Annotated in this window: 12 protein-coding genes; 9 read left to right on the plus strand and 3 right to left on the minus strand. The window is 64.9% G+C overall.

The window, feature by feature from the left end; genetic code table 11:
- Nucleotides 1–7: 7 nt before the first annotated feature.
- Both tatA and pobA read right to left on the minus strand, forming a co-directional pair.
- A complete protein-coding gene (gene tatA, locus ACIQUS_RS24675) occupies nt 8–196 on the minus strand; it encodes a twin-arginine translocase TatA/TatE family subunit (protein WP_403052903.1) in 189 nt (62 codons plus the stop codon).
- 17 nt (nt 197–213) lie between these two features.
- Nucleotides 214–1401: a 4-hydroxybenzoate 3-monooxygenase gene (gene pobA / locus ACIQUS_RS24680; RefSeq protein WP_403052906.1), complete on the minus strand. Its 1188-nt coding sequence runs from the start codon at nt 1399–1401 to the stop codon at nt 214–216.
- Between the two features lie 174 nt (nt 1402–1575).
- Between pobA and ACIQUS_RS24685 the strand changes: the two genes are divergently transcribed.
- Complete coding sequence (locus ACIQUS_RS24685; RefSeq protein ID WP_403052909.1) at nt 1576–2466, plus strand: helix-turn-helix domain-containing protein; 891 nt, start codon at nt 1576–1578, stop codon at nt 2464–2466.
- 332 nt (nt 2467–2798) lie between these two features.
- Nucleotides 2799–3722: a transporter gene (locus ACIQUS_RS24690; protein WP_403052912.1), complete on the plus strand. Its 924-nt coding sequence runs from the start codon at nt 2799–2801 to the stop codon at nt 3720–3722.
- Between the two features lie 13 nt (nt 3723–3735).
- Here ACIQUS_RS24690 and ACIQUS_RS24695 read toward each other — a convergent pair whose 3' ends face one another.
- Nucleotides 3736–5574 carry a sigma 54-interacting transcriptional regulator gene (locus ACIQUS_RS24695; RefSeq protein ID WP_403052915.1) on the minus strand — a complete coding sequence of 613 codons (1839 nt, stop codon included), beginning with the start codon at nt 5572–5574 and terminating at the stop codon, nt 3736–3738.
- 317 nt (nt 5575–5891) lie between these two features.
- Between ACIQUS_RS24695 and ACIQUS_RS24700 the strand changes: the two genes are divergently transcribed.
- From ACIQUS_RS24700 to ACIQUS_RS24730, 7 genes are all read left to right on the plus strand, one after another.
- On the plus strand, nt 5892–7367 hold the full coding sequence (locus tag ACIQUS_RS24700) for an aldehyde dehydrogenase family protein (RefSeq protein WP_403052918.1): 1476 nt from the start codon (nt 5892–5894) through the stop codon (nt 7365–7367).
- A 38-nt stretch (nt 7368–7405) separates the two neighbouring features.
- Entirely contained in the window at nt 7406–7741 is a 336-nt protein-coding gene (locus ACIQUS_RS24705; protein ID WP_403052921.1) for a c-type cytochrome, read from the plus strand.
- Between the two features lie 10 nt (nt 7742–7751).
- Nucleotides 7752–8444: a hypothetical protein gene (locus ACIQUS_RS24710; protein ID WP_403052924.1), complete on the plus strand. Its 693-nt coding sequence runs from the start codon at nt 7752–7754 to the stop codon at nt 8442–8444.
- An 11-nt stretch (nt 8445–8455) separates the two neighbouring features.
- Nucleotides 8456–10024: an FAD-binding oxidoreductase gene (locus ACIQUS_RS24715; protein WP_403052927.1), complete on the plus strand. Its 1569-nt coding sequence runs from the start codon at nt 8456–8458 to the stop codon at nt 10022–10024.
- Nucleotides 10025–10087: 63 nt separating this feature from the next.
- Nucleotides 10088–10459 carry a c-type cytochrome gene (locus ACIQUS_RS24720; RefSeq protein WP_403052930.1) on the plus strand — a complete coding sequence of 124 codons (372 nt, stop codon included), beginning with the start codon at nt 10088–10090 and terminating at the stop codon, nt 10457–10459.
- Between the two features lie 72 nt (nt 10460–10531).
- Nucleotides 10532–12244: a diguanylate cyclase gene (locus ACIQUS_RS24725; protein ID WP_403052933.1), complete on the plus strand. Its 1713-nt coding sequence runs from the start codon at nt 10532–10534 to the stop codon at nt 12242–12244.
- A 102-nt stretch (nt 12245–12346) separates the two neighbouring features.
- Nucleotides 12347–14329, plus strand: coding sequence for an alkyl/aryl-sulfatase (locus ACIQUS_RS24730; protein WP_403052936.1), 1983 nt, complete (start codon nt 12347–12349; stop codon nt 14327–14329).
- Nucleotides 14330–14763: the final 434 nt, after the last annotated feature.

Consider the following 14763-nt stretch of genomic DNA (forward strand, 5'->3'; position numbering starts at 1 on the left):
GGGTCAGCTAGTCCTGGGCCGACGGGCGCTCCACCGCCACCGGGGGCGACGCCGGCTCGTCGCTGTTCACCGAACGGCGAAAGCCCTTGATCGATTCGCCCAGGTCAGCCCCCAGGGTTTTCAGGCGCTTGCTGCCGAACACCAGCACCACCACCAGCAGCAGAACGGCCCAGTGTTTCCAGTCAAATACTCCCATGCCTTGCCCTCCTTCGCTTACTCGATGGCTTCGAATGGCAGGCCCACGTAGTTCTCGGCAATGTTGACCAGGCCTGCATGGGAGTTGAAGAAGTACTCGCGATCTGCCTCCTGCATCTTGTGGTCCCAGGCGTCCTTGTGTTCGCCGAAGTCGTGCAGCAGGTTGGTCATGAACCAGCTGAAACGCTCGCCCTTCCACACCCGGCGCAGCGCCAGTTGCGAGTAGCGCTCGAGCAGGTCGGTGCGCCCTTCACGGTAGACCTTGACCAGGATCCGGTACAGGTAGCATACGTCCGAGGCCGCCAGGTTCAGGCCCTTGGCGCCGGTGGGCGGGACAATGTGGGCGGCGTCGCCGAGCAGGAACAGCTTGCCGTACTGCATCGGTTCGACCACATAACTGCGCAACGGAGCGATGCTCTTTTCCAGCGACGGCCCAGTCACCAGGTGCTCGGTGACGTCCTCGGGCAGCCGCGCCTTAAGCTCGTTCCAGAAGCGCTCGTCGGACCAGTCGTCGACGTGATCGGTCAGCGGCACCTGCAGGTAATAGCGGCTGCGGGTCAGCGACCGCTGACTGCAGAGCACGAAGCCACGCGCGTGGTGGGCGTAGATCAGTTCATGATTGACCGGTGGCGTGTCGGCCAGAAGGCCAAGCCAACCGAACGGATAGACGCGCTCGTAGTGGGTCAACACCGACTCGGGAATACTCTTGCGCGCCACGCCGTGGAAGCCATCGCAGCCGGCGATGTAGTCGCAGTCGATGCGATGCAACTGGCCGTCCTTCTCGTAGGTCACGTACGGCTGCTCACCTTTCATCTCGTGCGGCTGCACCTTGTCGGCCGAGTAGATGATCGGCGCGCCGCAGGCTTGGCGGGCCTGCATCAGGTCGCGGGTCACTTCCGTCTGGCCATAGACCATGACGGTCTTGCCGCCGGTCAGGGCCTTGAGGTCGACGTGAATACGCCGGCCACCCACCAGCAGCTCGACACCTTCGTGCACCAGGCCTTCGGCGTCCATGCGCTCGGCCACCCCGGCTTCGCGCAGCAGATCGACCGTGCCCTGCTCCAGCACCCCGGCGCGGATGCGGCCCAGCACGTAGTCCGGGGTCTGGCGTTCGAGGATCACGGTGTCGATGCCGGCGTTGTGCAGCAACTGGCCGAGCAACAAACCCGAAGGGCCTGCACCGATGATGGCTACCTGTGTCTTCATTGTTTTTGTCTCGCATGAGGTTCCGGCGCCGCCCTGGCCGCATCCGGAAATCTTGTTGTTGTGTGCCCTTGCATTTTTGCTGACAAAAACCGCTTAAAAAGGTGATATTCCTTATGGAAATTGCACTTTTTAATATTTCGTTCGATTATCGATCACTGCAGTGGAACCTTGAACATGACCCGCTCCAGCCTCCCTGGCGTTCCGGTATTCAAGCTGTACGGCGAAAACCAGGCCTGGCCGACCCCCGATCTGCTGCACTGCGAATCCATTCCCGCGCGCAGCAGCCTGCACCATTGGGAGATCAAGCCCCACCGCCATGCCGACCTGTTCCAGCTGTTGTATGTGCGCCGCGGCCAGGCGCGTATCGAGATCGAAGGCAAACGCAGCGATGTGCGCGAGGCGGCGATCCAGGTGATCCCGCCGATGACCGTGCACGGTTTTCAGTTTTCTGCCGACATCGACGGCTATGTGCTGACGCTCGGCGCGCCGTTGGTGACGCAACTGGAGGCGCAACTGGGCGCGCCGCTGACGGTCCTGGCGTCAGCCGGCTGCTACCCGCTGGGCCGTGACCGGCGCACCTTGCAGACCCTGATCCAGGTGCTGCACCGGGAATACGAAGGCAGCGCGCCGGCACGGGAGCTGTTGCTGCACTCACTGGTCACCAGCCTGATGGTCTGGATCAGCCGCCGCAGCCAGCAGATCACCCCGCCGGGCAACCGCGACGAGCGCAACCAGCAATTGCTCGCACGCTTCATCAAACTGGTGGAGCAGCACTACCGCGAGCACCTGCCCGTGGAGCAGTTTGCCCACCGCCTGGGGGTCTCCAGCGTGCACCTGAACAGCCTCTGCCGCGAACTGACCGGGCAGACGGCGCTGCAGGCCATTCACCAACGCCTGCTGCTCGAAGCCCGGCGCAACCTGATCTACACCAACATGAGCATCAGCCAGCTGTCCGACCGGCTGGGCTTTAGCGACCCGACCTATTTCTCGCGGTTCTTCCGCCGCCTCAGTGGGCAATCGCCCAATGCCTTCCGCCAGGCCGGCGCGGCCGGCGATCGCCCGTAACCTCCTTTCTGTAGCCGCTGCCGAGGCACGAGGCTGCGATCGACTGCGCAGCAGTCGCAACCCAGACACCTCGTTGAGCCAGAAGATACGAGGTCGTCAGGTTTTACGACCGCTTCGCGGTCGATCGCAGCCTGGCGGCAGCGGCTACTGGCGACTTTTGTGCAGGCAGTGGGAATTTCTTAACAATTAATCGCACCAGGTGGCGATCAAATCAGAAAAATAAACGTAACCGATTGATAAATAATCAATAAATAAACTGGCACGATCATTGAGAGGAGCCCCGTGGGCGTCACAGCCGACGCATCACTCATAAGAATAAGGTTGACCCTCTCATGTTCAAACGCACCTCCCAGCACCTCACGGCCGGCCTGTTGCTGGCTGCCTCTGCCTTGCCGGTTCACGCCACCGAAGGCGGGGTTTCTTCGTGGCCCATGGGCATTGAACTCTACGGCATGGGCATCCTGCCGCCACCTGGCACCTACGGCCAGTTGTTCGTCGGCAACTACCTGGCCGACAGCCTGCGCGACAACAGCGGCGCCAAGGCCGCCGGCATCGACCTGCGTGTCACCACCCTGGTGCCTCGTTTTGTCTGGGTCAGCGAACAGAAAGTCCTGGGCGGCGACCTGGGCGTGCATGCCCTGTTGCCCCTCAATGACATGCGCTTGAATGTCGACAACGGCCCCCATGACCACAAGCGCGGCATCGGCGATGCCCACCTGGGGCCGGTGATCGGCTTTCACCCAAGTGACAAGCTGCACATCGCCACCGGTGTCGACTTCGTCTTGCCCACTGCCAGCGAGTACGACAAGGACGACCTGATCAACCTCGGCAACCACTACTACACCGTGCAGGCGGTGCTGGCGATGACCTACCTGGACCCCGCCGGCCTGAACGCCGACGTTCGCCTGATGCATGACTACAACTTCGAGAACCGGGCCACCCATTACCAGTCCGGCCGCGAGTTGCACGCCGACTACACCCTGGGCTGGGGCCTGGGCAATGGTTGGGTGCTGGGCGTTGGCGGGCATGCCTACCAGCAGATCAGCGACGACAAATGCAGTGCCGACGACTGTGCAGCCGCCGCCCTGGTCGATGCCAACGACGGCAACCGCGGCCGCTCGTTCTCCATCGGCCCGGCCGTGCAGTACAGCAGTCGCCAGGGCTGGATGTTCAGCGCCAAATGGCAGGATGAGTCCGGGGTGCGCAACCGTGCCGAGGGCCAGACCTACTGGTTCAAGTTCACCACCGCGCTCTGACCCCCGCCCCCGGTCAGCTGCCCTTGAGCCGGTAGCTGACCTGGGCGCGGCTCATGCCGAGCATCTGCGCCGCGGCAGTGACGTTGCCGCCGGAACGCTCCAGGGCCAGTTGCACCAGGCGCCGCTCCAGTGCTTCCAGGGAGGTGCCGAGCACGCGCTCCTGGCCGGCGAAGAACGCCTCCAGGCTGGCCAGCTCCGGCGCCCCGCTGTCCACTGCCTGTGGCTCGTCCGCGGCCTGGGGTGACGCTGCCTGAGTCGTCTGCTTGCCCCTGGCCAGCCGCCCTTCGGCGGTCAGGCCGATAGCCCCCTCCATCAACGGCGCGCCGGCTTCGGCCAGGTGCACCACGTCCATCGCCTCGCCATCGCTGGCGGCGATCACCCCACGCTCCACCAGGTTCTGCAACTCGCGGATGTTGCCGGGAAAGCGGTAGGTCAGCAGCGCATTGACCAGCCGCGTGCTGAAGCCCGCCAGTTGCCGGCCATGACGCTGGCTGAAGGTGCGCAGGAAGTAGCTCATCAACAGGGGGATGTCTTCACGGCGCTCACGCAGGGGCGGCAAGTGAATGGGGAATACGTTCAGGCGATAGAACAGGTCTTCGCGAAAACGTCCGGCCTCCACTTCCCGGCGCAGGTCCAGGTTGGTAGCGGCGATCACCCGTACATCGACCTGGATCGGCGCGCTACCGCCGACCCGCTCGATCTCGCCCTCCTGCAGGGCGCGGAGGATCTTGCTCTGGGCATGCAGGCTGAGGGTGGCGATTTCATCGAGGAACAGGGTGCCGCCGTGGGCCCGCTCGAAACGACCGGGGCGCGAACGTTCGGCACCGGTATAGGCGCCGCGCTCGACCCCGAACAACTCGGCCTCCACCAGGTTCTCCGGCAGGGTCGCGCAGTTGAGCGCCACCAACGGCGTGTGCTGGCGCTTGCTGGCCTGGTGCAGGGTGCGGGCGAACAACTCCTTGCCAACGCCCGACTCGCCCGTCAGCAGCACCGTGGCCTGAGTCGGCGCCACCCGTTGCAGCAACTGGCTGGCGGCGACGAAGCTGGCCGAGATGCCGACCATCTGCTTGCCATCGGCCGGCACCTCGAGGTCGGCGACCCGTGGATCGCCTCCACTGTGATAGGCACTGCGGCTGAGGAAATCACCGGGATCCAGGTAGGCCAGGTCGACATCGATGTCTTCCCACTGCTCGGCCGGCTTGCCGACGATCCGGCAGGCGCCATGGCCCATGGCCCGGCACTGGTGTTCGCGAAACACCACCAGACGCCCAAGCAGCGACGAGGCATAGCCACTGGCATAGCCGATTTCCATCCAGCACGCCGGCTCCCCGCCCAGGCCGTAGGCGGCGATGTGTTCGTCGACTTCCAGGGAGTTGTGCCAGAGAAACTCGGAATAGAAATGCCCGATATTCGAATCGATCTCAAAGCGCACCACTTCGACATTGACCATGCCTTCGAGCATGTGCAGGCGCGGGCCGGCGCTGTAGAGGCTGGCGTGATCGCCCTCGGGCCACTGCTCGCTGACCTGCGCCGCATCGCGGGCGCCGGCCTGCCAGCCGATGCGGGTCAGCAGGCCGCGGGCCTTGTCCAGGCCCAGGGCCTCGATCAGTTCGCGGCGGATGGCACCGAAGGCCGAGCCTTGCAGCAACATCATGCGCTGGCCGCACAGCCAGATACTGCCGTCCTGCGGGGCGAAGGCCACCGACTGCGCCAGCTGCTCGGCTGACGGCAGGCCACTGCTGCCGAACTGATGGGCGCGGTCGACGATCAACCGCTTGTGGCGGCCCAGTACCTGCTTGAAGAAATCTTCGTCCACAGGACGGCCAGGTTTGCCAGCTGTTGTTGGAGTCATAGGCAATGAACGCAAGGCAGAAGGTAAGGCCTCCAGTATGCCGCCGACCCCGGCGGGGTCAATCGGCTGTCCGTCGCAAGCGGCGGCCAGGCGCACAAAGCGTCCGATAACCGCCCGGATTTTTACCGGTGCAGAGCTTTCTGCAAACGCTGACTTCTCTGCACAAATTTTCGCAGCCCGCGCCATCCGGCCCGGCCTGAAGTCATCCACACAAATAGATAACCTATTGTTTTATATAGATTTAATCCGAAAAACCAGGCATGGCACGATAGTTGTTATGGGCAGTTCATCGCAATGTCACAACAAGAGAGAAGCCGATGACACCTTCCCGCCCTGCCTACCAGAATCTCCATCTGCAACCCCTGGCCGGCCAGTGGCGCGCCGGCAGCGCCGAGCGCTCACTGACCGTGGTTGATCCCTTCACCGGGCAGCCCCTGCTACATATTCCCCTGGCCAACCGCGACGACCTCGACGCCGCCTATCGTACGGCCGCGCACGTGCAGGCCGGCTGGGCAGAACAGCCACCGGCCGCACGCGCCCGGGTGATGCTCGAAGCGGTGCGCATTTTCGATGAGCGTCGCGACGAGATCATCGACTGGATCATTCACGAGTCCGGCAGCACCCGGATCAAGGCGCAGATCGAATGGGGCGCGGCCCGTGCAATCATCCTCGAATCGGCCAGCCTGCCCTCGCGGGTGCACGGGCGCATCGTCGCCTCGAACATTCCCGGCAAGGAAAGTCGCGTGTACCGCAAGCCGATGGGGGTGATCGGGGTGATCAGCCCGTGGAACTTCCCCCTGCACCTGACCGCACGCTCCCTGGCGCCGGCACTGGCCCTGGGCAATACCGTGGTGGTCAAGCCGGCCAGCGACACTCCGGTCAGCGGCGGCCTGCTGCTGGCGCGCATCTTCGAAGAAGCCGGGTTGCCGGCCGGGGTGCTGAGCGTGGTGGTCGGCGCCGGCGCCCAGATCGGTGACGCCTTCGTCGAGCACCCGGTGCCCGCGTTCATCTCCTTCACCGGTTCCACCCAGGTGGGGCGCAACATCGGACGCATCGCCAGCGGCGGTACCCACCTCAAGCACCTGGCCCTGGAACTGGGCGGCAACAGCCCGTTCGTGGTCCTGGCCGACGCCGACCTCGAGCAAGCGGTTAACGCCGCGGTGGTCGGCAAGTTCCTGCACCAGGGGCAGATCTGCATGGCGGTCAACCGCATCATCGTCGAGCAACCGCTGCTCCAGGCCTTTACCGAGCGCTTCGTCGAGCGGGTCAAGGCCCTGCCCTGCGGCGACCCGAGCCTGCCCGGCACGGTGATCGGCCCGGTCATCAACGCCCGGCAACTGGCAGGCCTGCAGGACAAGATCGCCACTGCCCTGGCCGAAGGCGCGCAACTGCTGCTGGGCGGCCAGGCCCAGGGCAATGTGCTGCCGCCCCACGTGTTCGGCAATGTCAGCGCCGAGATGGACATCGCCCACGAGGAAATCTTCGGCCCGCTGGTGGGCATCCAGGCCGCGCGCGATGCCGAGCACGCTCTGGAACTGGCCAACCGCAGCGAATACGGCCTGTCCAGTGCGGTGTTCAGCGCGAGCCTGGAGCGTGGCGTGCAGTTCGCCCGGCGGCTGCACGCCGGCATGACCCATATCAACGACATCCCGGTCAACGACGAACCCAACGCCCCCTTTGGCGGCGAGAAGAACTCGGGCCTGGGCCGCTTCAACGGTGACTGGGCCATCGAGGAGTTCACCACCGACCACTGGATCACTGTGCAGCACCGGCCGCGCGCCTATCCGTTCTGACTGCTGTGCCCACAACCAATAACAATATGGAGTCTGCCATGTCCCTACTGCCCAACCGCCAGGCTGTGCGACGGACCGTCAACGCCTGCCTTGCCCTGCCCCTGCTCCTGCTTGCCGGCACAGCCGCCGCCGATGGCGACGGCGTGTGGAAAGGCGGCGAGAACGTCTATGCCAAAGTCTGCGGCCATTGCCACGAAGCCCAGGTCGGCCCAGCGCTCAAGGGCCGGCAACTGCCGCCGCCCTACATCAACGCCATCGTGCGCAACGGTTTTCGCGCCATGCCGGCCTTCCCCGCGTCGTTCATCGACGACAACGCCCTGCAGCAGGTGGCCGAGTACTTGTCGGCCAGCCCTGCGCCTGCGACCAAACCCTGAGGGCCCGGCCATGATCCAAGTCGAACGTCGTTCGCTGCTCAAGGGCATGGCCCTGGGCGGCCTGGCCGGTGTGGCCATGGGCAGCTCGGGCCTGAGCCTGGCCAATAGCGTGCTGGGCCGCACGGCGCCCGGACAGTTGCCGGTGCTGGCGCTGGTCAGCGCCGGTGCTGCGGGCTCGGCCTTTGTCCAGGGCCTTCAGGCGAGCCCCGCTGCCGCACAGGTGCAGGTGCTGCCGGCAAACCTTCAATTACAGGCGCTGCTCCAACTGCAACAGCGCCTGGCCAGCGGCCGGCCCCAGCGGTTGATCGGCCTGCTCGATGACGCCAGCGCCACGCTGCTGGTGGACCTGGCGCGCAGCGCCGGTGCCCACGTGCAGTGGCTGGGCCAGCACAGTGCCCATGCCCATCGCTCCGAGCATCGCCTGCTCAGCGCAGGGTCGGCACACGGCTGTGCCTTGCAACTGGGCCAGCAACTGCACCGCTGCGGCCAGGGTTTCAGCCTGCACGAGCAGCGCCTGCACAGCCCGGCGCCGACCTTGCAAGCCAGCACCGCCAGCCGCACCACGGGTGACGACCAATGGGCCGCCAGCCTCGGCTATGCCCTGGCCGTGCTCGGCAGCACCGACACCGGCCAGGCACCGCGGGTCGCCCGCCGCGCCCAGGCACCGACCGGCACCTACGTGTCGTTCTCGATCGAAGTCTGAAGGATTCCCCCATGAGCCAAGCAACCACCAACACCCTGCTGCCGCGCGGCGTCGATGCCGCCGGCTTCCAGCAAGCCATCGCGCAGTTCCGCGCCCTGCTGGGCGAAGAGAATGTCCTGGTCAAGGACGAACAACTGATCCCCTACAACAAGATCATGATGGCCGTGGACAATGCCGAACACGCACCCTCGGCCGCCGTCACCGCCACCACGGTGGAACAGGTGCAAGGGGTGGTGAAAATCTGCAACCAGTTCAAGATTCCGGTGTGGACCATCTCCACCGGCCGCAACTTCGGCTACGGTTCGGCCGCCCCCGGCCAGCGCGGCCAGGTGATCCTGGACCTCAAGAAAATGAACAGGATCCTCCACGTCGACCCCGAACTGTGCACCGCGCTGGTGGAGCCTGGGGTGACCTACCAGCAACTCTACGACTACCTGCAGGAACACAAGCTGCCGCTGATGCTGTCGTTCTCGGCCCCGTCGGCGATCGCAGGGCCGCTGGGCAACACCATGGACCGTGGCGTGGGCTACACCCCGTACGGCGAGCACTTCCTCATGCAATGCGGCATGGAAGTGGTGCTGGCCAATGGTGACGTCTACCGCACCGGCATGGGCGGGGTCAAAGGCGACAACGCCTGGCAGGTGTTCAAATGGGGCTACGGCCCGACCCTGGACGGCATGTTCACCCAGGCCAACTACGGCATCTGCACCAAGATGGGCTTCTGGCTGATGCCCAAGCCACCGGTGTTCAAACCCTTCGAGATCAAGTTCGAGCAGGAGTCGGACATCGCCGAGATCGTCGAATTCATCCGCCCGCTGCGCATCGCCCAGGTCATCCCCAACTCAGTGGTGATCGCCGGCGTACTGTGGGAAGCCTCCACCTGCAACACCCGCCGCAGCGACTACACCAGCGAGCCGGGGGCGACATCCGACGCCATTCTCAAGCAGATCCAGAAAGACAAGAACCTCGGAGCCTGGAACGTCTATGCCGCGCTCTACGGCACCCAGGAGCAGGTCGAGGTGAACTGGAAGATCGTCACCGGCGCCCTCAAGCAACTGGGCAAGGGCCGTATCGTCACCCAGGAAGAGGCCGGTGATACCCAGCCGTTCAAGTACCGTGCGCAGCTGATGTCCGGGGTGCCCAACCTGCAGGAGTTCGGCCTGTACAACTGGCGCGGCGGCGGTGGCTCGATGTGGTTCGCCCCGGTCAGCCAGGCCCGTGGCAGCGAGTGCGAAAAACAGCAGGCACTGGCCAAGAAGATCCTCAACAAGCACGGCCTGGACTACGTCGGAGAGTTCATCGTCGGCTGGCGCGACATGCACCACGTCATCGATGTGCTGTACGACCGCAGCAACCCCGAGGAAACCCGGCGCGCCAACGCCTGCTTCGCCGAACTGCTGGATGTGTTCGAGCAACAGGGCTATGCCGTGTACCGGGTCAACACCGCCTTCCAGGAGCGGGTGGCGCAGAGCTACGGCCCGGTCAAGCGCAAGGTCGAACATGCCATCAAACGCGCCCTGGACCCGAACAATATCCTGGCCCCGGGCAAATCCGGCATCGACTTGGCCAACCCGTTCTGACGTTCATTCTACTGCCCCCGCCAGGCCCGGCCTGGCGGACTGTTTTTGTCTACAGGAACCCACATGACCCGCACACCACTCTTCATCGCCAGCGCCCTGCTGCTGGCCGCCCCCCTGTGCCTTGCCCAGGGCGACGCCGCCCAGGGCCAGGCCCTGTTCAAGACCCAGTGCGGCTACTGCCACAGCACCGAGGCCGGCAAACACCTGATGGGCCCCAGCCTGCAGGGCGTGGCGGGCCGCGCCAGTGCCCAGGCCCCGGGATTCAACTATTCGCCCGCGTTCAAAGGAGCCGGGCTGAGCTGGAATGACGCCAACCTCGACGCCTGGCTGACCAGCCCCGCCGCCCTGGTGCCGGGCAATATGATGATGTTTGCGGGACAGGCCGATGCCCAGGCGCGCCAGCACCTGATCGCCTACCTCAAGCAGCTGAAGTAGCGCGGCCGGTTCAAGCAATGGGCAGGAAGCGACGATCTATAATCACAACTTCCTCAGCCCCGGACCTGCCCGATGGAACAACCGCCGACGCCCGTGACGCGCTCCCGCCTGTTTCTGCCCATGGCCTGCAGGCGCCCCAGGCGTACGGTTGTCCTGTGTTTTCTGGCGGCCTTCGCCATCACCCTGGTGCTTGCCGGGCGCCAGTACTGGCAACTGCACCAGCGCGAATTGGAAGACCGCCAGCACAACCTGCACCTGCAGGCGCTGGCTATCGAAACCGTGATCTCCAACGGCAAGAGCCAGTTGCAGTTTCTGCGCAGCATCGCCGAGCGGGTGTTGATCGAAGGGCAGAACCAGCCCTCGATGCGCCGCAACGATGCCATCGAGCTGGCCATGCTCAACCGCAGGCACCCGGTGTGGGGGCTGCCGGTGCCCAAATCCGATGCGCCGGTGCGGGCCATCGGCGATGAACAGGTGACGACCATCGAGGGCCTTGGTCGCGACCACCAGCAACTGGTGGAAGACCTGCACCTGTCACGGGCCATGAGCCAGCTGCTGCCGGCGCAGTTTCAGGCCGGGGTGGACCTGGCGCGCATCCTGTTCCTGACCACCTCGGGCATCGTCATCGCCTACCCGCCGGTGCCGGACGCACAACTGGGCCCGATCCTGCGCAAGCTCACCGGCTCGCCGCTGATGCACCTCAACCGCGCCAACAGCGAAGACCTCGACATCGATTTCTACCCCCTGCCCGGCACCGACTTCGGCCCCCTGCCGCACCTGTTGCTCAGCGCCCCGGTGTATCTCAATGCGGTGATGCGCGGCGCGCTGATCTACGACCTGCCGCAGACCCGCCTGCAGGAGTACCTCTACCAGACCACCGAAAGCGACGAGTTGCATGCCCTGATCGACAACCAGGGCACCCTGATCGCCTCCAGCACCCAGGGCTTCACCCCCCATGAAGGCAACTGGTTGAACACCTTGCCGGCGGCGCCCAGGCCGCTGTCGGTGCCGACCCTGTTCCAGCGCGAACACGGCATGGTCAAGCTCGAACAGGGCTACCTGCAGTACCGCGAACTGGAAGGCGCCGACCTGATGCTGGCCAACTACATCAGCGCCGCCGACCTGCGTGCTGCGGTCAACAGCCAGATCGACACCCTGTTCCTCGGGGTCTGGGCCCTGCTGGGGCTGTTGATGGCGCTGACCCTGTATGTCGTCGACCGCCTGTTCAAGGGCCAGTTGCACCAAAACCTGCAACTGCGGGAAATGGGCCTGGTCGACGGCCTCACCCAACTGGCCAATCGCCGCCGCCTGCAAGCGGACTTTGGCGGCCTGCTTCAGCGCCTGCAGGACGATCAGCCGGTGGCCCTGTGGCTGCTCGACATCGACCGGTTCAAACAGATCAATGACAACTGGGGCCACAGTGCCGGCGATGAAGTCCTCAAGCACATGGCCACCTTGTTGCGAGCCCTCGTGCGCCCCCAGGATTTGGTGGTGCGCTATGGCGGCGAAGAGTTCTGCGTACTGATGCCGGAAACCTCGATGGAAGACGCCACCCGCATCGCCGAACAGCTGCGTATCGCCACCGCCCAGTCCATCTGCGTGCCCGATGCCCATACCCTGCTGGCCAATGCGCCGTCACTGGAAATCCACCTGACCGTATCCATTGGCGTGGCGGAATTGCGCAGCGACGATTGCCAGGCGCTGGATGCCCTGGTCGCCACCGCCGACCGGCGCCTGTACAGCGCCAAGAAGACCGGCAGGAACCGGGTGATCAACCACGACTGAAGGTCGGGCCTGCATGTTTTTTGTCGCCAGCGGCTTGCTGGTCTGGCAAACCCGAGCCTTAAGCTCGGCCGGGTGTGCCATAACGACAATAACGGAGACACCATGCCCCTTTCCTTCCTGTTCCCACGGGCCCGCCTGGCGAGCCTGGTTGCCCTGGCCTGCCTGAGCCAGGCCGTTCACGCCGCAGCCCCGGCCGGCGCTGCAGGCGCCAGCGAGCAGACCCGAAGCAGCAATGCCGCCGTGCTCGACCAAAGACCGTTTGCCAATGACGCCGACTATGCCGCCGTCAGCCGCGGGCTGATCGCGCCCTTCAAGGGTCAGGTCGTGGATGCCAGCGGCAAGCCGATCTGGAACCTGGCCAGCTACGACTTCCTGAACCAGAAAGACAGCCCCGCCAGCGTCAACCCGAGCCTCTGGCGCCTGGCCCAGCTCAACACCCATGCCGGCCTGTTCGAGGTGGTGCCCGGGCTCTACCAGGTCCGCGGACTGGACCTGGCCAACATGACCATTATCGAAGGCGACGACGGGCTGATCATCATCGACCCGCTGACCAGCGCCGAAACCGCCCGCGCCGCCCTTGACCTGTACTATCAGAACCGGCCGCGCAAACCGGTGGTGGCGGTGATCTACAGCCACACCCACACCGACCACTTCGGCGGCGTGCGCGGGGTGATCGACGAGGCCGACGTCAAGGCCGGCAAGGTCAAGGTGCTGGCGCCGTCCGGGTTCATGGAACACGTGATGAGCGAGAACGTCTACGCCGGCAACGCCATGAGCCGCCGCGCCCAGTACCAGTTCGGCCTGTACCTGCCCCGGGGTGAACAGGGCCAGGTGGATGCCGCCATCGGCAAGGCCGTGGCCATCGGTGGCACCATTACCCTGATCGAGCCGACCGACCTGATCAGCCAACCGTTCGAAACCCGGCGCATCGCCGGCGTCGACATCGAGTTCCAGCTCACCCCCGGCACCGAAGCGCCCTCGGAGATGAACGTCTACCTTCCCGGCTTCAAGGCCCTGGGCATTGCCGAAAACGCCTCGCAGACCATGCACAACATCCTCACCCCGCGCGGCGCCCAGGTGCGCGACGCCAAGGCCTGGTCGCAGTACCTGGATGCCAGCCTGAACCGCTACGGCGACAAGACCGAAGTACTGTTCGGCCAGCACAACTGGCCGACCTGGGGAGCAGAGCCGGTGCAGACCCTGCTCGCCGACCAGCGCGACATGTACGCGTTTCTCAACGACCGCACCCTGCACCTGCTCAACCAGGGCCTGACCCCGATGGAAATCGCCCAGAACATGCAGACGCTGCCGGGCGAACTGAAGAACAAGTGGTACAACCAGGGCTACTACGGCTCGCTCAGCCACAACTCCCGTGCCGTGTACCAGCGCTACATGGGCTTCTACGACGGCAACCCGGCCAACCTCAACCCGCTGCCGCCGGTGGAAAGCGCGCGCCTGTACGTCGAAGCCATGGGCGGAGACGAAGCCGTACTGGGCAAGGTCAAGGCCGCCATGGACAAGGGCGAATACCGCTGGGCTGCACAACTGGGCAACCACCTGGTGTTCGCCGAGCCGGACAACACCAAGGCCCGCGCCCTCCAGGCCCAGGCCCTGGAACAGTTGGGCTACCAGAGTGAAAACGCCAACTGGCGCAACATCTACCTGACCGGCGCCATGGAACTGCGCAACGGTGTGCCGGACAGCCCGGGCAGCTCAGTGTCGGTGGACATGGTCCGGGCCCTGACGCCGCAGATGTTCTTCGACTACCTGGCGGTGCGCGTCGACGTCGACAAGGCGGTGGGCCATGACATGAACCTCAACTGGCGCTTCAGCGAGCCGGACAAGGCCTTCAACCTGACCTTGCGCAATGGCGTGCTGACCCACCGCGAAGGCCTCAACCCCAAGGCCGATGCCGGCCTGACCATGAGCAAGGCGACCCTTGAACAGATCAGCCTCAAGCAACTGGACTTCCCCACGGCCATGCAAAAGGGCCTGATCAAGGTCGAAGGCAACGGCAAGAAATTCGCCGAACTGCTGGGGACCCTCGATACGTTCAGCCCGCAGTTCAATATCGTCACGCCTTGACCCTCATCGCTGTGGGAGCAACTGTCTTGATTGACTGACGGTGTAGCCGCTGCCGCCAGGCTGCGATCGGTCGCGAAGCGGCCGCAAGATCTGGCGACCTCAATCTGTCAGGCACAACGAGGTGACCGGGTTGCGCCTGCTGCGCAGTCGATCGCAGCCTCGTTCCTCGGCAGCGGCTACGGGGTGTAGCCGCTGCCGACAGGCTGCGATCGGTCGCGAAGCGGCCGTAAGACCTGGCGACCTCAGTCTGTCAGGTACAACGAAGTGACCGGGTTGCGACTGCTGCGCAGTCGATCGCAGCCTCGTTCCTCGGCAGCGGCTACGGGGTGTAGCCGCTGCCGCCAGGCTGCGATCGGTCGCGAAGCGACCGTAAGACCTGGCGACCTCAATCTGTCAGGCACAACGAGGTGACCGGATTGCGACTGCTGCGCAGT

It is taken from the genome of Pseudomonas sp. NPDC090755 (assembly GCF_044769005.1).
GTDB lineage: Bacteria > Pseudomonadota > Gammaproteobacteria > Pseudomonadales > Pseudomonadaceae > Aquipseudomonas.

Coding starts and splice junctions, on each gene's coding strand:
- tatA (WP_403052903.1), bottom strand. CDS start 196: ATGGGAGTATTTGACTGGAAACACTGGGCCGTTCTGCTGCTGGTGGTG.
- pobA (WP_403052906.1), bottom strand. CDS start 1,401: ATGAAGACACAGGTAGCCATCATCGGTGCAGGCCCTTCGGGTTTGTTG.
- ACIQUS_RS24685 (WP_403052909.1), top strand. CDS start 1,576: ATGACCCGCTCCAGCCTCCCTGGCGTTCCGGTATTCAAGCTGTACGGC.
- ACIQUS_RS24690 (WP_403052912.1), top strand. CDS start 2,799: ATGTTCAAACGCACCTCCCAGCACCTCACGGCCGGCCTGTTGCTGGCT.
- ACIQUS_RS24695 (WP_403052915.1), bottom strand. CDS start 5,574: ATGACTCCAACAACAGCTGGCAAACCTGGCCGTCCTGTGGACGAAGAT.
- ACIQUS_RS24700 (WP_403052918.1), top strand. CDS start 5,892: ATGACACCTTCCCGCCCTGCCTACCAGAATCTCCATCTGCAACCCCTG.
- ACIQUS_RS24705 (WP_403052921.1), top strand. CDS start 7,406: ATGTCCCTACTGCCCAACCGCCAGGCTGTGCGACGGACCGTCAACGCC.
- ACIQUS_RS24710 (WP_403052924.1), top strand. CDS start 7,752: ATGATCCAAGTCGAACGTCGTTCGCTGCTCAAGGGCATGGCCCTGGGC.
- ACIQUS_RS24715 (WP_403052927.1), top strand. CDS start 8,456: ATGAGCCAAGCAACCACCAACACCCTGCTGCCGCGCGGCGTCGATGCC.
- ACIQUS_RS24720 (WP_403052930.1), top strand. CDS start 10,088: ATGACCCGCACACCACTCTTCATCGCCAGCGCCCTGCTGCTGGCCGCC.
- ACIQUS_RS24725 (WP_403052933.1), top strand. CDS start 10,532: ATGGAACAACCGCCGACGCCCGTGACGCGCTCCCGCCTGTTTCTGCCC.
- ACIQUS_RS24730 (WP_403052936.1), top strand. CDS start 12,347: ATGCCCCTTTCCTTCCTGTTCCCACGGGCCCGCCTGGCGAGCCTGGTT.